Here is an 18,538-nt window from a genome sequence, read left to right as displayed (position 1 = left end):
GTCCCGCCGTCGGCCTCCAGGAGCAGCTGGAGCACGGTGAACTCCTTCGGTGACAGATCCAGGTCCCGCCCGTCCCGGGTCGCCGACCGCCGTACGGTGTCGAGCCGGATGCCGTACCGCTCCAGCTGCGGCGGTACGGGGCGGGCGCTGCGCCGTCGCAGGGCGCGTACGCGCGAGACCAGCTCGGGGAACTCGAACGGCTTGCCCAGGTAGTCGTCGGCGCCCAGGTCGAGCCCGGCGACCCGGTCCTCCATGGAGCCGGCGGCCGTCAGCATCAGGATCCTGGTCCGCGAGCCGGAGGCGACGAGCCCGCGCGCCACGTCGTCGCCGTGCACCCGGGGCAGATCGCGGTCCAGGACGACCACGTCGTAGTCGTGCAGCCCCAGGTACGCCTGGGCGGCATCACCGCTGTACACCGTGTCGACGGCGAAGCCCGCCCGCCGCAGCCCGGTGGCGACCAGCTCCGCGAGGATCTCCTCGTCCTCGGCGACCAGTACCCGCATCGTGATGTCCCTCGCCTCGTGCATGCGTGTCCACTCCCTCCCAGGATGCGTCCTTGATACGGGAAGGGAGGTTTCGCAAAGCTCTCCGGCCGGAGCGGTTCAGCGGCCCAGCGACTCCGCGTCGCCCATCACGATGACCGGCTCCATGGCCGGGTCGAGGGCGCCCAGCAGTTCCTTCATCCGGTCCTCGGTGACCGAGACACAGCCCTGGGTCGGCCCCCCGTGGTCCACGTGCACCCAGATCCCGCCGCCGCGCTCCTCGCCGAGGGGGCGGGTGTGGTCGAGCGGAGAGGTGCCGGGGAGCCGGTTGTAGTCGATGGCGACGACGTAGTCGAAGGAGCCCTCCAGCGGCTCCCCGTGGAACCCCTCGCCCGTCACGGCGAAGTCCGGGCTCAGGTCGTAGGGGAGCGCCGTGTCCGGGGGTGCGAGGCGGCCGCCCGCCGCGGTCAGCGTGAAGACTCCGACGGGTGAGCGCAGATCGCCCTGCCAGTGCTCGTCGGTCCAGCCGTTGAGGGCGTTGTGGGCGGGCCAGGGACCCAGTGTGGCCCGCCAGCCCGGCCCGGCTGGCCCGTCCCGGGTGTAGAGGACGGCGGTCGACCGGTTGGAGTCCACCGAGTCCCCGGTCACCACGAACGCCTGCCGCGCCGTGGCCGGGACTGCCGCCCGGGTCTTCGGCCCGAGGCCGGGAAGCTCCGTGGGCTGCGGCGAGGCCGCCGGAGCCGACGGCACGGGCGACACCCCTCCCGACAGCGCCCCGGCGGCGGAGGTTGTGGCCCCGGACGGTCCCGGTACGCCGCTGATCCGTGCCTGCTCGGTAGCGGCACCGCTCATGTCCGTACCGGCGAAGCCACCCGCCCCGCAGCCGGCGACCAGCGCGAGCAGGACCAGGGAGCAGACGACGTGCGGCAGACGCAAGGGTGCGCGCGAAGGGGGCACGGGCACGGAGGGCTCCTCAGCAGTGGGTGCGCCGGTGTCGGCCCAGCCAGTCATTGCCGCCCACGTCGCCGCCCAATCCGGTGCGGGGTCCATCCGGCCGTAGCCGTTCAGGTGATTCCTGTGCTTAATCGGAACCGCTCGGGTGTGCCTCGGCGCCGGTCACGCGAACAGCCCCCGGCCAGTGGCGGCCGAGGGCTGTTTCACGTGAAACCGCGAGGAGCGGTTACTTCTGCGCGTCCTTCGCCGGCGCGGCCGGCTTGCGGAGCTGGATGTTGAGCTCGCGGAGGCGGGTCTCCTCCAGAACGGTGGGCGCGCCCATCATCAGGTCCTGGGCGTTGCCGTTCAGCGGGAAGGCGATCGTCTCGCGGATGTTCGGCTCGTCGGCGAGCAGCATCACGATGCGGTCGACGCCCGGGGCGATGCCGCCGTGCGGCGGGGCGCCGAGGCGGAACGCCTTGAGCATGCCCGCGAACTCGCGCTCCACGGTCTCGCGGTCGTAGCCGGCGATCTCGAACGCCTTGATCATCAGCTCGGGCTCGTGGTTCCGGATGGCGCCGGAGGACAGCTCGATGCCGTTGCAGACGATGTCGTACTGCCAGGCGAGGATGTCCAGCGGGTCCTTCTCCTCCAGGTCCTTCAGGCCGCCCTGGGGCATCGAGAAGGGGTTGTGGGAGAAGTCGATCTTGCCGGTCTCCTCGTCCTTCTCGTACATCGGGAAGTCGACGACCCAGCAGAACCGGAAGACGCCCTCCTCGAAGTGGCCGGCCCGCTTGGCGGCCTCGACACGGACGGCGGACATGATCTTGGAGACCTCGTCGAACTCGCCGGCGCCGAAGAAGACGGCGTGGCCCGGGACGAGCGAGAGGCGCTCGGTGAGCGTCTTGACGTCGTTCTCGGTGAGGAACTTGGCGATCGGACCGGCCAGCGTGCCGTCCTCGCCGACGCGGACCCAGGCGAGGCCCTTGGCGCCGTGCTGCACGGCGTAGTCGCCGAGGCCGTCGAAGAACTTACGGGACTGACCTGCCGTGTCCGGCACCGGAAGGGCGCGGACGTGCTTGCCGGCGAACGCCTTGAACTCCGAGTCCGCGAAGACGTCGGAGATGTCGACCAGCTCCAGCTTGGCGCGCAGGTCCGGCTTGTCGTTGCCGTACTTCAGCATCGACTCGCGGAACGGGATGCGCGGGAACGGCGAGGTGACGTGGCGGCCGTTGCCGAACTCCTCGAAGAGCTCGGTCATCAGCTTCTCGATCGGCCGGAAGACGTCCTCCTGCTCCACGAAGGACATCTCGACGTCGAGCTGGTAGAACTCGCCGGGCGAGCGGTCGGCGCGGGCGTCCTCGTCGCGGAAGCAGGGCGCGATCTGGAAGTAGCGGTCGAAGCCGGAGATCATCAGCAGCTGCTTGAACTGCTGCGGGGCCTGCGGCAGCGCGTAGAACTTGCCGGGGTTGAGCCGGGACGGGACGACGAAGTCACGGGCGCCCTCGGGGGAGGTCGCGGTGAGGATCGGCGTCGCCATCTCGTTGAAGCCGAGGGCGACCATCTTGGAGCGGATCGAGGCGATCACGGCGGAGCGCAGCATGATGTTGCGGTGCATGCGCTCGCGGCGCAGGTCCAGGAAGCGGTACTCCAGGCGCCGCTCCTCGTTCACGCCGTCCTCGGCGTTGATCGTGAAGGGCAGCGGGCCGGCCTCGCCCAGCACCTCGACCTCGGAGACCTCGATCTCGATCTCACCGGTCGGCAGGTCCGGGTTGACGTTCTCGGCGCCGCGCGCGGAGACCTTGCCGTCGATCCGGACGACGGTCTCCTTGGTGAGCTTCGCCAGGGCCTCGTTGCCCGGCGTGCCGGGGCGGGCGACGAGCTGCACGAGACCGTAGTGGTCGCGCAGATCGATGAAGAGGATGCCGCCCAGGTCTCGGCGATTGTGCAGCCAGCCGCTCAGCCGGACGTCGGTGCCGACGTCAGAGGCGCGGAGCTCGCCGCAGGTGTGGGACCTGTACCGATGCATCGTCGTTCATCCAGTCTTCGCGGTTGGGGGAAATTCAGCTCTCCCAGGCTACCGCCCGCGACCCAAGCGTTTCGATGTCGTTGTCCGCAGCAAGATCGTCCGTAGCCCCGCACCCGCGCCCTTCCCACGCATGCCGGTTTAAAGTGGGGCAATGCGCACCGAGGACGTGCTGGCCGCGACCGCGACCGGGCTGTGGCGCTGGGACAACGGAGCCGGGACGGTCACGCTGGACGCGGAGGCCGCCCGTCTGCTGGAGCTGCCCGCCGAGCCCGGCGTCTTCCGCGAGTCGGAGGTCCGCTCCCGCTTCCACCCCGTCGACTGGAACGAGATCGCCGGGGTGATCAGCCTCGCCGTGGCCGAGGGCACCCTGGCCGAGGCCCGGCTGCGCATCGTGGACGGCAGCGGCCGGGTCCTGCGCACCGTGCGCAGCCGCTCCAAGCCGGTCCCGGCCGGCGAGGGCCGCCAGGACTACGTGCTCATCGGCACGCTCCAGGAGGTCGCCGAGCCCCCGCCGGGCACCGTCGGGACGCACACCGCCATCACCGGCGACTGGCGGCGCTCCCGCGAGGCGTTCCTGCTGGACGCGGGGCGGGCCCTGGCGGAGGCCGGGTCCACCACGGAGGTGCTGCGGGTCGCCTACTCGCTCTCCATGCCCGGGTTCTCGCCGGACGGCCTCGCGGTCTTCGGCGTCGAGGGCGAGCGGCTGACCGTCGTCGGACAGCACGGGCACTCCCTCAGCGACGAGGGGCCCTTCACCGACATGCCGCTGGACACGGACTACCCGGCCACCGAGGTCGTCCGGACGGGCCGGGCGATCTATCTGCCCACGCCCGAGGACTACCGGGCCCGCTACCCCGCCACCTGGCCGCTGGCCCAGCGGTTCGGACGCCGCTCCTGGGCCTTCCTGCCGCTGATCGTGTCCGGCCGCACGATAGGCACCTGGATGGCCGGCTTCCGGCACCCGGTGGCGTTCTCGCCGGACGAGCGGTCGGTGCTGACGACCGTGGCCCGGATGCTCGCCCAGGCGCTGGCCCGGGCGGGCGCCGCCGACACCGAGCGGGAACTGTCGCTGGGCCTCCAGCGCACGATGATGCCCTCGCTCGGCCCGGACATCCCCGGGATGACCGTGGCGGCGCGCTACGTGCCGACCGGCGGCGGCCTCCAGGTCGGCGGCGACTGGTACGACCTGATCCCGCTGCCCAGCGGGCGCATCGCCCTCGTGATCGGCGACGTCCAGGGCCACGACGTGCGGGCGGCGGGCCTCATGGGCCAGCTCCGGATCGCACTGCGCGCGTACGCCTCCGAGGGGCACCGCCCCGACGCGGTGCTGGCGCGCGCCTCGCGCTTCCTCTCCGGCCTCACCGCCCCCGGCGAGGACGACGAGGCCACGGCCGCGCGGTTCGCGACCTGCCTGTACGCGGAGGCCGACCCGGAGACCGGGGTGCTGGACATCGCACGGGCCGGCCACCCCGACCCCGTGGTGATGACCGCCGACGGCACCGCCGTCGTCCGGCAGACCGAGGGCGGGCTGCCCCTGGGCGTAGAGGCGGACGCGGACTATCCGACGACGCGGATCGTCCTGGAGGCCGGGGAGACGATCATGCTCTGCACGGACGGGCTGATCGAGACCGGCGGCCACGACCTCGCCTCCGGCTGGGTCCGGCTCCGGCCGATCCTGGAGCAGCACACCGGCGATCTGGAGAAGCTGGCGGACGCGCTGGTGCAGGCGGTGCACGGGCCCGGCTCGCACTACACGACCGGGCCGCTCGCGGACCGGCGCGAGGACGATGTCGCGGTCCTGCTGCTGCGCCGCGAGGGCACCGTCACGTCCCCGGCGGCGCCCCGGCGGACCGCGCTGTCCATCGCCCAGGCCGAACCGGAGCGGATCTCGGCGGCCCGGCAGCTGCTGCGGGAGCTGCTGCACGACTGGGCGGACCCCGACCAGGTCGACGCGGCGGTGCTGCTGCTCTCCGAGGTCGCCACGAACGTCCTGGTGCACACGGACGGGGACGCGCTGATGGTCGCCCAGGCGACCGGGACGCCGGGGGAACGGTGTCTGCGCGTCGACGTGTCCGACGGCAGCGACGAACTGCCGCACAAGCGGCGGCCCGGCGAGATGGCCTCCAGCGGCCGGGGCCTGGTGCTGATGGAGATGCTCGCGCACAAGTGGGGGGTCGATCCGCGCGGGGCGGGCAAGTCGATCTGGTTCGAGCTGAAGGAGGCCGAGCACCCGGAACCGGCGTTCCCCGACCTGGACCTGGACTAGTAGGGCTTTGTCAGGTGCCTTCCTCCGGTGCGACGCGACCGCCCTTGCGGAGTTCGCCGATGATGCCGAAGGCCGCCGCGCAGAGCGGGACGGCGAGCAGCATTCCGAGGATGCCCGCGACGCTCGCGCCCGCCGTCAGGGCGATGAGGATCATCGCGGGGTGCATCTGGACCGTACGGCTCTGGATCATCGGCTGGAGGACGTGGCCCTCCAGCACCTGGACGGCGAGGACCACGCCGAGCGCCCAGAGCGCGATCGCGAACCCCCGGTCCGCGAGGGCCACCAGGACGGCGACCGCACCGGAGATGAACGCGCCGAGGTACGGGATGTAGGCGCCGACGAGCACCAGCGCGCCCAGCCCCACCGCGCCCGGCACCCGCAGGATCAGCAGCCCGACCGTGATGCAGACGGCGTCGATCAGGGCGATGAGCGTCGTGCCGCGCATGAAGCCCTCGACGGCCTCGAAGGCCCGCCGGCCCATCGCCTCGACCATGTCGCCGGTGCCGCGCGGGGCGATCGTGTGGGCGAGGTTCGCGGCCCGGTCCGCGTCGCGCAGGAAGAAGAAGGTCAGCAGCAGGGCCAGGACGCTGGTCGCGACGAGGGAGCCGACGACGCTGATGCCGGTGAGGAGCCCGCCCGCCGCGGTCGCCCCGAACTTCTCGACCAGCTTGCGGCCACTGGTCTCCAGGTCGTTCACGTCGATGTCGTCCGCGACCTGGAAGTGGTCGACCACCCACTGCCCGGCGTCCTTCAGCGACTGGACGATCTGGTCACCGGTCTCGACGAGCGCGGCGACGACGATGTAACCGGCGCCGCCGACCACGGCGAGCAGCACCGCGCAGGTGACCGCGGCGGCCACCGAGCGGTTCACCCCGTGGGCGGTCATCCGGCGGTGGACGGGTCCGAGCAGCGCCGTACCGAGCAGCGCGAGCAGCACCGGGGTGACGGCGGTCTTGAGGACGATGCACAGCCAGACGCCGACGGCGGCGACACCGGTGACCAGCAGGACGACGCCGCACCAGGCGGCGGTCCGCCGGGCGCCGTCGGGCAGGAGTGGCTTCGGGGTCTGCACCCTGCCAGCCGATCACGGCCCGGCAGCGGTGTCCCGCCCGCGCCGCCGTACGAGTGACGGAGCGTCACACGTCGGCGGCGGGGGCGGGGACGCCGGTCACATGCCGTGGACGGCGGGCACGGTGCCGAGGCGGCCGGCCTGGAAGTCCTCGAACGCCTGCTTCAGTTCGGCCTGGCTGTTCATCACGAACGGCCCGTAGTGCGCCATCGGCTCGCGGATGGGGCGGCCGCCGAGCAGCACGACCTCCAGGTCCGGGGTGTGCCCGTCCTGCTTCTCGTCGGCGCGCACGGTCAGCGAGGAGCCGGCGCCGAAGACGGCGGTCTGGCCCATGTGCACCGGGCGGCGCTCCGCACCGGCGGTGCCGCGCCCGGCGAGCACGTACGCGAGGCCGTTGAAGTCCTCGCGCCAGGGCAGCGTCACCTCGGCGCCGGGGCGCACGGTGGCGTGGATCATCGTGATCGGGGTGTGCGTGATGCCGGGGCCCTCGTGGCCGTCCAGCTCACCGGCGATCACGCGGAGCAGCGCGCCGCCGTCCGGCGATGCGAGCAGCTGGACCTGGCCGCCGCGGATGTCCTGGTAGCGCGGGGCCATCATCTTGTCGGCCTTCGGAAGGTTCACCCAGAGCTGGAGGCCGTGGAAGAGGCCGCCGGACATGACCAGGGACTCCGGCGGCGCCTCGATGTGCAAGAGGCCGCTACCCGCTGTCATCCATTGCGTATCGCCGTTGCCGATGGTGCCGCCGCCGCCGTGGGAGTCCTGGTGGATGAAGCTGCCGTCGATCAGGTAGGTCACGGTCTCGAAGCCGCGGTGCGGGTGCCAGGGCGTGCCCTTCGGCTCGCCCGCCGCGTACTCCACCTCGCCCATCTGGTCCATCATGATGAACGGATCGAGGTACTTGTAGTTGATGCCCGCGAAGGCGCGGCGGACGGGGAAGCCCTCGCCCTCGAAGCCGCTCGGCGCCGTGGTCACGGCGAGCACGGGGCGGGCCGCGGCGTCGCCGGAAGCGGCCACCTTGGGCAGGGTCAGCGGGTTCTCGACGGTCACTGCGGGCATGGGAGCCACCTCCGGGGGGACTGTTCTGCCTTCAATTTAGTTGAATGGTGAACATCCTGCAAGGCGCCACGCATTCCCGTGCGTCCCCGGACAGCCGAAAGGGGCCCGTACCGAGAGCGGTACGGGCCCCTTCCGGGAAGCCTCGGGCCGGTGGATCAGCCGTACATGCGGCGCATCGCGAAGTCGACCATCTGCTCGACGGCCTTGGCGTCGAAGACCATGCGGTGCTCGCCCTCCATGTCCAGGACGAAGCCGTAGCCGGTGGGCAGCAGGTCGATCACCTCGGCGCCGGTGATCACGAAGTACTTGGAGTCCTTGCCCGCGTACAGCCGCAGCTCCTTGAGCGTGGTGAACATCGGGATCACGGGCTGCTGGGTGTTGTGCAGCGCGAGGAAGCCGGGGTTGTCGCCCCGCGGGCAGTAGACCTTCGAGGTCGCGAAGATCTGCTGGAAGTCCTCGGCGGACAGCGAGCCGGTCGTGAAGGCCCGTACCGCGTCACCCAGCGACGGCGGCGAGGGCTCGGGGTACAGCGGCTGCTCGCCGTAGCCGCCCCCCATCGGCTGCTGCGCGCCCTGGTTCTGGTCGTAGCCGTACATGGGTCAAAGAGTAATCGGCCACATCCGGGGCTCAGGGGGTTGCGTCTTATTACTGACGGGTAGCATCATCGTAGAGGTCACCTGATATGTCCGGGCCACCCCTCCACGGGGCGCTGCGCGCCACTGCTATTGATTACGGAGCCTTCCCATGGGGCACTACAAGTCGAATCTCCGCGACATCGAGTTCAACCTCTTCGAGGTCCTCGGGCGCGACAAGCTGTACGGCACCGGACCGTTCACGGAGATGGACGTCGACACGGCGAAGAGCATCCTCGACGAGGTCGCCCGCCTCGCCGAGAACGAGCTCGCCGACTCCTACGCGGACGCCGACCGCAACCCGCCGGTCTTCGACCCCGAGACCAACACCGCGCCGGTCCCCGACACGTTCAAGAAGTCGTACCAGGCGTTCATGGACTCCGAGTACTGGCGCCTGGGCCTGCCCGAGGAGATCGGCGGCACCACCTCGCCCCGCTCCCTGATCTGGGGTTACGCGGAGCTGCTGCTCGGCTCCAACCCGGCCGTCTGGATGTACTCCTCGGGCCCGGCGTTCGCCGGCATCCTCTTCGAGGAGGGCAACGAGGCGCAGAAGAAGATCGCCGAGATCGCCGTCGAGAAGCAGTGGGGCTCGACGATGGTGCTGACCGAGCCGGACGCCGGCTCCGACGTCGGCGCCGGCCGCACGAAGGCCGTCGAGCAGGAGGACGGCTCCTGGCACATCGAGGGCGTGAAGCGCTTCATCACCTCGGGCGAGCACGACATGTCGGAGAACATCCTCCACTACGTGCTGGCGCGCCCCGAGGGCGCGGGCCCGGGCACCAAGGGCCTCTCCCTCTTCCTGGTCCCGAAGTACCACTTCGACTGGACCACCGGTGAACTGGGCGAGCGCAACGGCGTGTACGCGACGAACGTCGAGCACAAGATGGGCCTCAAGGCGTCCAACACCTGCGAGATGACGTTCGGCGACCGCCACCCCGCCAAGGGCTGGCTCATCGGCGACAAGCACGACGGCATCCGCCAGATGTTCCGCATCATCGAGTTCGCGCGCATGATGGTCGGCACGAAGGCCATCGCCACGCTCTCCACGGGCTACCTGAACGCGCTGGAGTACGCCAAGGAGCGCGTCCAGGGCACCGACCTGTCGCAGTTCATGGACAAGGCCGCGCCGAAGGTCACCATCACGCACCACCCCGACGTGCGCCGCTCGCTGATGACGCAGAAGGCGTACGCGGAGGGCATGCGCGCCCTCGTCCTCTACACCGCCTCCGTCCAGGACGCGATCCAGGGGAAGGAGGCCGCGGGCGAGGACGCCAAGGCGCTGCACGGCCTCAACGACCTGCTCCTCCCGATCGTCAAGGGCTACGGCTCCGAGAAGTCGTACGAGCAGCTGGCGCAGTCGCTCCAGACGTTCGGCGGCTCCGGGTACCTCCAGGAGTACCCGGTCGAGCAGTACATCCGCGACGCCAAGATCGACACCCTGTACGAGGGCACCACGGCCATCCAGGGCCAGGACTTCTTCTTCCGGAAGATCGTCCGCGACCAGGGCGCCTCGCTCAACGCGCTCTCCGAGGAGATCAAGAAGTTCCTCGCGGAGGCCCAGGACAACGAGGAGCTGTCCGGCGCGCTGGACAGCCTCGCGAAGGCCGCCGTGGACCTGGAGGCGATCGTCGGCACGATGATCACCGACCTCACCGCGACCGGCGAGGACGTCAAGAACATCTACAAGGTGGGCCTCAACACCACCCGCCTGCTGCTGGCCTCCGGCGATGTCGTCGTCGGTTACCTGCTGCTCAAGGGCGCGGCCGTGGCCGCCGAGAAGCTGCCGACGGCCTCCGCGAAGGACGTCCCCTTCTACCGGGGCAAGATCGCCGCCGCGAAGTTCTTCGCCGCGAACATCCTCCCGGGCGTCGGTGCCGAGCGCGCTCTCGCCGAGTCCGTCGACAACTCCCTGATGGAGCTGGACGAGGCGGCCTTCTAGAAACCGTCCCGCACGTTCACCGGCCGCCGCCCCCCGATCCGTCTCCGGGGGCGGCGGCCGCATGATGGGCATGAGGACCGAGGGGCGACAGGGAATCCTTTCGGCCACGTCTGGCTACAGTGAAGAACATGAGTTCCTCCCTCCGCTTCGACCGCGGGCACACCGACGATCTGATGGCCTTCCTGATGGCCTCACCCTCCCCGTACCACGCCGTGGCCACCGCCGCCGCCCGGCTGGAGAAGGCCGGATTCCGGCAGGTGGAGGAGACCGCGGCCTGGGACGGGACCACCGGCGGCAAGTACGTCCTGCGCGGTGGCGCGATCGTCGCCTGGTACGTGCCGGAGGGCGCCGGGGCGCACACCCCGTTCCGGATCGCCGGCGCGCACACCGACTCGCCGAACCTGCGGGTCAAGCCGCTGCCCGACACCGGCGCGTACGGCTGGCGCCAGGTCGCCGTGGAGGTGTACGGCGGCACCCTGCTCAACACCTGGCTGGACCGCGACCTCGGCCTCGCCGGCCGGATCTCGCTGCGCGACGGCAGCGACCGGCTCGTCTCGGTCGACCGCCCGCTGCTGCGCGTACCGCAGCTCGCCGTGCACCTGGACCGGTCGGCCAACACCGACGGGCTCAAGCTGGACCGGCAGAAGCACATGCAGCCGATCTGGGGGCTCGGGGACGTCGAGGAGGGCGACCTCATCCGGTTCGTCGCCGAGGAGGCGGGCGTCGACGCCGAGGACATCACCGGCTGGGACCTGATGCCGCACCCCGTCGAGCCGCCGGCCTACCTGGGCCGCGACCGCGAGCTGCTGGCCGGGCCGCGCATGGACAACCTGCTCTCGGTGCACGCGGCCACCGCCGCGCTGGCCGCCGTCGCCGGGCAGCCCGACTCCGAGCTGCCGTACATCCCGGTGATGGCCGCCTTCGACCACGAGGAGAACGGCTCGCAGTCGGACACCGGCGCGGACGGGCCGCTGCTCGGCACGGTCCTGGAACGCTCGGTCTTCGCCCGCGGCGGCGGTTACGAGGACCGCGCCCGCGCCTTCGCCGGCACGGTCTGCCTCTCCTCCGACACCGGCCACGCGATCCACCCGAACTACGCGGAGCGCCACGACCCCACGCACCACCCGGTCGTCAACGGCGGGCCGATCCTGAAGGTCAACGTCAACATGCGGTACGCCACCGACGGCGGCGGCCGGTCCGTGTTCGCCGCGGCCTGCGAGAAGGCGGGCGTGCCGTGGCAGACGTTCGTCTCCAACAACGCGATGCCCTGCGGCACGACGATCGGCCCGATCACCGCCGCCCGGCACGGCATCAGGACCGTCGACATCGGCGTGGCCATCCTGTCCATGCACAGCGCCCGTGAACTGTGCGGCGCGGACGACCCGTACCTCCTCGCGAACGCGCTGGCCGCGTTCCTGGCGGGCTGACCGCCCGGGGCGGGAGCCCGTGCCAACCTCTCGCCCAGGCATGCACGTTGCCGGGCCGGGTACGCGCTCCGTACACGGCCCGGAGGTCCCGGGCCGCCTGGGAGGCGGAACTCATGGGACTCGGCGGATGCATTCTCCTCATCGGCGCTGGGGCGATCCTGGCCTTCGCGACCGACTGGCAGCTGGATACCGTCAATGTCGATCTGGTCGGCTGGATCATGATGATCGTCGGCGTCATCGGCGTCTTCGTCTACGCGAGCGTCATCCGGCGTCGCCGCATGGTCGTGCCGCCCACCACGACGGTCGTCAGCGACGACGAACGGCACCTGTGACCGGGGGCGATCCGGCCACACCCCCCGAACACCACGGCGGAATCCCCGATATTCTGGGCACTTGTCCGTGACCCGGAACCGGGCGCGTCAGACCCGGAAGGGGAGCCGCTCGTGGAGTTCCGGCTGCTCGGCACCGTCTGTGTCGACACGCTGACCGGGCCGCTGCCCCTCGGCCCCGCCAAGCGTCGCAGCCTGCTCGCCGCCCTGCTGCTGCACGCCAACACCCCCGTGTCCATGGCACGGCTGACCGACTGTCTGTGGGACGAGGAGCCTCCGCTCCACGCCCGCACGGTCATCCAGGGCCATGTGTCCCGGCTGCGCGCCCTGCTGGTCGGCGCGGACGCGCAGGCGTACGGGGTCGAGCTGGCGACGCTCGGCGACGCGTATGTGCTCAGGGCGCCCGAAACCCTGCTGGACTCCCAGCGGTTCGAGGAACTGCTGATGCTGGCCCGCGAGCAGCGGGGCCCCGCCGACACGGTGCTGATGCTGAAGGAGGCCCTGTCGCTCTGGCAGGGCCCCGCCCTCACCGGCACCTTCGCGAGCGCCCCGCTCCAGGCGGCCGCCCACGCGCTGGAGGAGTCCCGCCTCTCGACGGTCGAACACCTGGCCCGCGCCTACGGGGAGCTGGGCGAACACCACCGCGCGGCGGCGGTCCTCCGCGCGGAGGCCGTCGCCCATCCCATGCGCGAATCCCTGGCGGCGGCCCTGATGACCGCCCTCTACCGCTCGGGCCGCCAGTCCGAGGCCCTGGACTGCTTCCACCGCACACGCCGCCTGCTCGCGGACGACCTGGGCATCGACCCGGGCCGCGAGCTGGCGGACGCGTACGCGCGCATCCTGCGCGGGGAGGGCGGGTCCGGCGGGCCCGTCGCTCCTGGGCACGCCGCCGGGGCCGGGAGCCCCAGCGCACCGCAGGACGGTTCGCCGCTGCCCGGCGCCGCCTCCACCAACAACGGGCCCGCCGGGCCGCAGAACAGCCGGCCTCCGCACGGCGGGAACGGCGCGCCGCAGACGGGTTCGCCGCTGCTCGCCGCCACGTCCGCCCACAGCGGGCCCGGCGCCGCGCAGGCCGTTCTGCCGGCGCACCTGTCGCCCTCCCCGTACACCGCCGGAGGCGTATCCGCTGATCTGCTGCCGCGCGCGCCGCGCGGGTTCCACGGGCGGGGAGCCGAGCTGACCGCGTTGTCGCGGGCGGCGGCCGGGGAGGCGCCCGTGTGTCTGGTCACCGGGCCGGCCGGGGTCGGCAAGACCGCGCTGGCGCTGCACTGGGCGCGCCGGTCCCCCGCCGCCTTCCCGGACGGGCGGCTCTTCGCGGATCTGCGCGGCTTCGGGGAGGCCGCCGAGCCGACCCCGCTCGAAGTGCTGCGGGAGTTCCTGCTCGCGCTCGGCGTCGCGCCCCGCCGGGTGCCGGAGTCCGTGGCCGGCGCGGCGGCCCTGTTCCGCTCGCTCACCGACCGGCTCAGCCTCCTCGTCGTGCTGGACAACGCCCGCGACTCCGCGCAGGTCAGGCCGTTGCTGCCGGGTGGCGCGGACTGCGTCACGCTGGTCACCAGCCGGCACCGGCTCGGCGGACTGATCGCCTCGGACGCCGCCGTGCCGGTCCCGGTGGACATACTCGAACCGCCGGACGGCACCGCGCTGCTGGCCGGGGTGCTCGGTGAGGAGCGGGTCCTCGCGGAACCGGTGGCGGCCCGGCGGCTCGCCGAGCTCTGCGGCGGACTGCCCCTCGCGCTGCGGGTGACGGCGGCCCGGCTGGCGGCCCGCCCGCGGTGGACGCTGGCCGCCATGGCCGACGAACTCGCGGACGAGCGCAGCCGGCTGTCCTATCTGGACGTGGAGGACACCGGCGTGTCCGCCGCCCTGCGGCTCACCGTGCAGCAGCTGCCGCCGGACGCCGTCCACCACCTCGGCCGGCTCGGCCACCACCCGGGCGGCCACTTCGACCCGTACACCGCCGCCGCGCTCGCCGGCAGCGACCCGGTCACCGCCGGGGCGGCGCTGGAACGGCTCGCCGCCGCCCATCTGGTCACGGAGGCGGGCCCCGGACGCTGGATCCTCCACGACCTGGTGCGGCTGTACGCGCGGGCGCTCGACCCGGCGGCGGCGCCGGAGGCGCTCATCGGCGTGCTGGACCACTACATCGCCACCGCGCTCGCCGCCGCCGACACGGCGGAACCGGGCGGCGAGCCCTGCTTCGTGCTGCCCGACGGCTTCCGCGCGCCCGCCGCGACCCGGGACTTCACCGACCGGGCGGAGGCGATGAGCTGGCTGGCCGCCGAGCGCGAGGACCTGACCCTGGCGGCCGCCGCGGCCCGGGCCGCCGGGCTCGACGACCGGGCGTGGCGGATCATCCTGCTCCAGTGGCCGCACGTGGTGTGGCGGGTGCGGGACGGCTGGGCCCCGATGCTGGAGCTGGCCCTCGCGGCGGCCGTCGCCCTCGAAGACCCGTACGCCGAGTCCCGGGTCCGCAATCTGCTCGGCTGGGTGCTGACGGAGGAGGGCAGGACCGGTGAGGCCGTCGCCACCCTGGAGCCCTCGCCCGGACTCGCCCGGCAGGCGGGGGACCGGCTCGGCGAGGCGACGGCGCTCATCAACCTGGCCATCGTGCAGGCCGGGCAGGGCGGCCTGGACCTGGCGATGGAGGGCTGCGAGCGGGCCCTCGGTCTGGCCCGGGAGGAGCCCGACGCGCACACGGAGATGCTCGCGCTCCAGCACCTGGCCCGGATGCAGCTCATGGCGGGCCGCCCGCAGGACGCCCTGGACTCCGCCCGGACCGCCTTCGACCTGGGCCCCGAGCACGAGGAGGCGGCCCGCCGGGTGCTGCTGCTGTCCGTCAGCGGCGAGGCCCACCTCGCCCTGGGCGCGGAGGAGGAGGGCGTCCGGCTCCTGGACGAGGCGGCCACCGAGGCGGAGCGCGCCGGCTACGACGAGGGCGCGCTCCGGGCCCTGGAGGCGCTGCTACGGGTGGCGGCGAGCCCGGAGCACGTACGCCGTCACACCGAGGCGGCCCGCCGCCTGACGGCGGACGGCTGAGGCGGACGGCTCACGCCGACGCGGCGGTGTTCCCCTCCTCGTCCATCCCCGCGAGCACCAGCGGCAGCCGGGCCGCTCCGCCCTCCGTGACGCGGACCGGGACGCCCCAGTCCTGCTGGTGGACGTGGCAGGCCGGGTACTCGTTGGCGGGGTCGTCGTCGCAGGACGCGGCCATCGCGGAGACGTGCAGGACGCCCTCGGTGACGCCGTCCGCGAGGACGAGATCGCGGAAGAGGTCGGTGCCCGCGCCCTCGCCCCCGGCCAGCAGCCCGGGCGGGGTCGAGGAGACCAGCAGCCGCGTCGAAGGACCGTACCGGGTGTCCAGCTTCTGCCCGGCCGGGGCCTGGAAGACGACGTCGAGCCGGAGCGCGCCGGGGGCGACCTCGGTGGCGGCCCGCTGCGTGCGGTGCGCCCGGTCGGCGACGCGTACCGCCTCCTCCGGCAGCCGCAGCCGGGTCAGCCGGTGCCGGGCGGACTCCACGACGACGAGGTCGCCGTCCACCAGCACGGCGTCGCTGGGCTCCCGCAGGTCCGTGGCCAGGGTGGTGACCTCACCGCTCGCCGGGTCGTAGCGGCGCAGGGCGTGGTTGTACGTGTCGCAGACGGCCACGGACCCGTCGGGCAGGGCGGTCACGCCGAGCGGGTGCTGGAGCAGGGCCTGCTCGGCGGCCCCGTCCCGGTGGCCGAAGTCGAAGAGGCCGGTGCCGACAGCGGTGTGCACGGCGCCCTCGCGGTCGACCCAGCGCAGCGCGGACGTCTCCGAGTCGGCGACCCACAGCCGCTCCTCGGTCGCCGCCAGCCCGGACGGCTGGGCGAACCACGCCTCCGCGCCGGGCCCGTCGGCCAAGCCCTCGTTGGTGGTCCCGGCGGCGACCCGTACGGTGCCGTCCTCGGGGTCGTACGTCCACAGCTGGTGCACACCGGCCATGGCGATCCAGAGCCGGCCGCCGAACCAGGCGACGTCCCACGGCGAGGAGAGGTCCACCTCGCGGGCCGGGCCGCTGGTGGGCGCCCCCTGCCACCACTGGCGGCCGGTGCCGGCGAGGGTGGTCGTCCCGCCGGTCGCGAGGTCGAGGGCGCGGACGGCGTGGTTGACGGTGTCGGCGACCGCGATCCGCCCGTCGGGCAGCAGGGCGAGCCCCTGCGGCTCACTGAACCGGACCTGGTCGGGCCCGCCGTCCGCGAAGCCGCGGTCGCCCGTCCCGAAGTGCCGGCGCACGGTCTCGCCGTCCTGGTCCAGCTCGACCAGCCGGTGCCGGGTGGTGTCGGAGACCAGGAAGCCGCCGTCCGCGAGCAGCAGGGCCTTGCCGGGGAACCGCAGATGCGTGGCCACCGGCTCCGGCGCCACGTACGGCCCGTCCCCGCGCCGCAAAGTGCCCTTCGCCGCGTGCTCCGTCTCCAGCTCCTCGACCAGCTTCTCGATGGCGTGGGCGTGGCCCTCGCCGGCGTGCTGGGCGACGACATAGCCCTCGGGGTCGATGACGACGAGCGTGGGCCAGGCGCGCACGGCGTACTGCTTCCAGGTGGCCAGCTCCGGGTCGTCGAGGACCGGGTGGTGGACCCCGTACCGCTCGACTGCGTCCACGACGGCCTGGTGCTCCGCCTCGTGCACGAATTTCGGCGAGTGCACACCGATGATCACGACGGTGTCGCGGTGCTTCTCCTCCAGCTCGCGCAGCTCGTCGAGAACATGCAGGCAGTTCACACAGCAGAAGGTCCAGAAGTCGAGGATGACGATGCGTCCTCGCAGGTCAGCGAGGGTGTACTGCCGGTCGCCTGTATTGAGCCAGCCGCCCTTGCCGACGAGTTCGGGGGCCCTGACGCGTGCACGTGTTGCCATGAGACCAGTCAACATCACCGTGGCGTCCCCGCATTCCGCAGGTGGCTCGGGGAACCTGTGAGCCATGAGACTTCTCGTGCGTGAGCGCCTGTTCGGCATCGGTGACGACTACTGGATCGAGGACACCGAGGGCCGCAAGGTCTTCCTGGTCGACGGCAAGGCCATGCGGGTGCGCGACACCTTCGAGCTGAAGGACGCGCAGGGCCGGATCCTCGTGGAGATCCGCCAGAAGCTCCTGAGTCTGCGCGACACGATGCTGATCGAGCGGGACGGCGAACAGCTCGCGAAGGTCAAGCGCAAGCGGCTGTCCCTGCTCCGCAACCACTACCGCGTGACCCTCGCGGACGGCACGGAGCTCGACGTCAGCGGCAAGATCCTGGACCGCGAGTTCGCGGTGGACTACGACGGCGAACTCCTGGCCCAGATCTCCCGCCGCTGGCTGACCGTCCGCGACACGTACGGCATCGACATCGTCCGCGAGGACGCGGACGCGGGGCTGCTCATCGCGGTGGCGGTATGCGTGATCGTGCTCGCGGAGAAGGAGCACGAGGACTGACCGCACGCCCCGCGCTCGAAGGTCCCTGTTTCACGTGAAACCGTGCGACGGGGCCCTTCGCGCGTCAGGCCGTCGGCGCGGCCAGACCCAGTCTCCGGTCCTTCAGGGCCGGGAACTGCTCCCGGGTCGCGGCGACCTTGGCCGGGTCGAGCTCGACGGTCAGTACCTCCTCGTCGGCGCCCGCCTCCGCGAGCACCTCGCCCCAGGGGTCCACGGCGAGGGAGTGGCCGGCCTGCTGGATGCCCGCGTGGGTGCCGGCGGAGCCGACGGCGAGGACGTACGCCTGGTTCTCGACGGCGCGGGCCTGCGCGAGCAGGGTCCAATGGGCGCGGCGGCGCTCCGGCCAGCCGGCCGCGACGACCAGGGTTTCGGCGCCGGCGTCGACCAGGCCCCGGAAGAGCTCCGGGAAGCGGAGGTCGTAGCAGGTGGCCAGGCCGAGCGTGGTCTCCGGGAGGGGGACGGTGACCAGGTCCGCGCCGGCGCCCATCATGACCGCCTCGCCCTGGTCGAAGCCGAAGCGGTGGATCTTGCGGTAGGCGGCGGCCCGCTCGCCCTCGGGGGAGAAGACGAGCGTGGTGTTGTAGAGGGCGCCGTCCTCGTCCCGTTCGACGAAGGAGCCCGCGTGCAGCCAGACCCCGGCCTCGGCGGCGGCCTTGGCCATCACCTGGTGCGTGGGGCCCGTCAGCGGCTCGGCCTCGTCCTCGAAGGCGGTGTGGGCGAAGGCTCCGACCGGCCACAGTTCGGGGAGGACCACCAGGTCCGCGCCCCGCTGCAAGGCGACCAGGGCAGCGGCGCGTTCCCTGCGGGAATCCGCCGGTTCGTCCGGGTCTACTGCGATCTGGATGAGGGAGGCGCGCACACTACCACCGTCCTGGCATTCGAGCCGTCAACACCGGCCTACGATCGTCACACGAAAGCACTGCCGGGGTGCCTGCTCGCAGCGT

14 protein-coding genes are annotated in these 18,538 nt (G+C 72.3%); 6 read left to right on the top strand and 8 right to left on the bottom strand.

The window, feature by feature from the left end; translation table 11 throughout:
* From ABZ565_RS34490 to aspS, 3 genes are all read right to left on the bottom strand, one after another.
* Positions 1-503 (bottom strand): response regulator transcription factor (locus ABZ565_RS34490; RefSeq protein WP_361036057.1); only part of this gene is annotated, 503 nt, incomplete at its 3' end.
* Between the two features lie 99 nt (positions 504-602).
* Positions 603-1,445 carry a L,D-transpeptidase family protein gene (locus tag ABZ565_RS34485; RefSeq protein WP_361036054.1) on the bottom strand — a complete coding sequence of 281 codons (843 nt, stop codon included), beginning with the start codon at positions 1,443-1,445 and terminating at the stop codon, positions 603-605.
* A 217-nt stretch (positions 1,446-1,662) separates the two neighbouring features.
* Positions 1,663-3,444, bottom strand: coding sequence for an aspartate--tRNA ligase (gene aspS / locus ABZ565_RS34480; protein ID WP_361036051.1), 1,782 nt, complete (start codon positions 3,442-3,444; stop codon positions 1,663-1,665).
* A 151-nt stretch (positions 3,445-3,595) separates the two neighbouring features.
* On the opposite strand from aspS, the gene ABZ565_RS34475 reads away from it, so the two are divergent.
* The gene (locus tag ABZ565_RS34475) at positions 3,596-5,710 is read left to right on the top strand and encodes a SpoIIE family protein phosphatase (RefSeq protein ID WP_361036048.1); all 2,115 of its coding nucleotides are present in this window, start codon (positions 3,596-3,598) and stop codon (positions 5,708-5,710) included.
* Positions 5,711-5,720: 10 nt separating this feature from the next.
* Here the strand turns inward: ABZ565_RS34475 and ABZ565_RS34470 are convergent, their stop codons facing one another.
* The 3 genes from ABZ565_RS34470 to ABZ565_RS34460 all read right to left on the bottom strand — a co-directional run bounded on the left by ABZ565_RS34470 (position 5,721) and on the right by ABZ565_RS34460 (position 8,431).
* Complete coding sequence (locus tag ABZ565_RS34470; RefSeq protein WP_361036045.1) at positions 5,721-6,782, bottom strand: AI-2E family transporter; 1,062 nt, start codon at positions 6,780-6,782, stop codon at positions 5,721-5,723.
* 96 nt (positions 6,783-6,878) lie between these two features.
* Positions 6,879-7,835: a pirin family protein gene (locus ABZ565_RS34465; protein WP_361036043.1), complete on the bottom strand. Its 957-nt coding sequence runs from the start codon at positions 7,833-7,835 to the stop codon at positions 6,879-6,881.
* A gap of 155 nt (positions 7,836-7,990) precedes the next feature.
* Positions 7,991-8,431: an SseB family protein gene (locus ABZ565_RS34460; RefSeq protein ID WP_361036040.1), complete on the bottom strand. Its 441-nt coding sequence runs from the start codon at positions 8,429-8,431 to the stop codon at positions 7,991-7,993.
* Positions 8,432-8,579: 148 nt separating this feature from the next.
* On the opposite strand from ABZ565_RS34460, the gene ABZ565_RS34455 reads away from it, so the two are divergent.
* The 4 genes from ABZ565_RS34455 to ABZ565_RS34440 all read left to right on the top strand — a co-directional run bounded on the left by ABZ565_RS34455 (position 8,580) and on the right by ABZ565_RS34440 (position 15,198).
* A complete protein-coding gene (locus ABZ565_RS34455; protein ID WP_361036037.1) occupies positions 8,580-10,406 on the top strand; it encodes an acyl-CoA dehydrogenase in 1,827 nt (608 codons plus the stop codon).
* 128 nt (positions 10,407-10,534) lie between these two features.
* Positions 10,535-11,833 carry a M18 family aminopeptidase gene (locus ABZ565_RS34450; protein ID WP_361036034.1) on the top strand — a complete coding sequence of 433 codons (1,299 nt, stop codon included), beginning with the start codon at positions 10,535-10,537 and terminating at the stop codon, positions 11,831-11,833.
* Positions 11,834-11,946: 113 nt separating this feature from the next.
* A complete protein-coding gene (locus ABZ565_RS34445; RefSeq protein ID WP_164402150.1) occupies positions 11,947-12,165 on the top strand; it encodes a DUF6458 family protein in 219 nt (72 codons plus the stop codon).
* A gap of 111 nt (positions 12,166-12,276) precedes the next feature.
* Positions 12,277-15,198 (top strand): BTAD domain-containing putative transcriptional regulator, encoded by a 2,922-nt coding sequence (locus ABZ565_RS34440; RefSeq protein ID WP_361036031.1) that lies wholly within the window; start codon positions 12,277-12,279, stop codon positions 15,196-15,198.
* Positions 15,199-15,208: 10 nt separating this feature from the next.
* Here ABZ565_RS34440 and ABZ565_RS34435 read toward each other — a convergent pair whose 3' ends face one another.
* Entirely contained in the window at positions 15,209-17,038 is a 1,830-nt protein-coding gene (locus ABZ565_RS34435; RefSeq protein ID WP_361036028.1) for an NHL domain-containing thioredoxin family protein, read from the bottom strand.
* Between the two features lie 64 nt (positions 17,039-17,102).
* Here ABZ565_RS34435 and ABZ565_RS34430 point away from each other — a divergent pair, with 64 nt between their 5' ends.
* The gene (locus ABZ565_RS34430; RefSeq protein ID WP_361036024.1) at positions 17,103-17,594 is read left to right on the top strand and encodes an LURP-one-related family protein; all 492 of its coding nucleotides are present in this window, start codon (positions 17,103-17,105) and stop codon (positions 17,592-17,594) included.
* Positions 17,595-17,658: 64 nt separating this feature from the next.
* Here ABZ565_RS34430 and ABZ565_RS34425 read toward each other — a convergent pair whose 3' ends face one another.
* Positions 17,659-18,453: a carbon-nitrogen family hydrolase gene (locus ABZ565_RS34425; protein WP_361036021.1), complete on the bottom strand. Its 795-nt coding sequence runs from the start codon at positions 18,451-18,453 to the stop codon at positions 17,659-17,661.
* Positions 18,454-18,538 lie beyond the last annotated feature (85 nt).

The organism is Streptomyces sp. NPDC016469, assembly GCF_040632905.1.
Lineage (GTDB): Bacteria > Actinomycetota > Actinomycetes > Streptomycetales > Streptomycetaceae > Streptomyces.
This window is presented reverse-complemented; position numbering and strand designations above follow the sequence as displayed.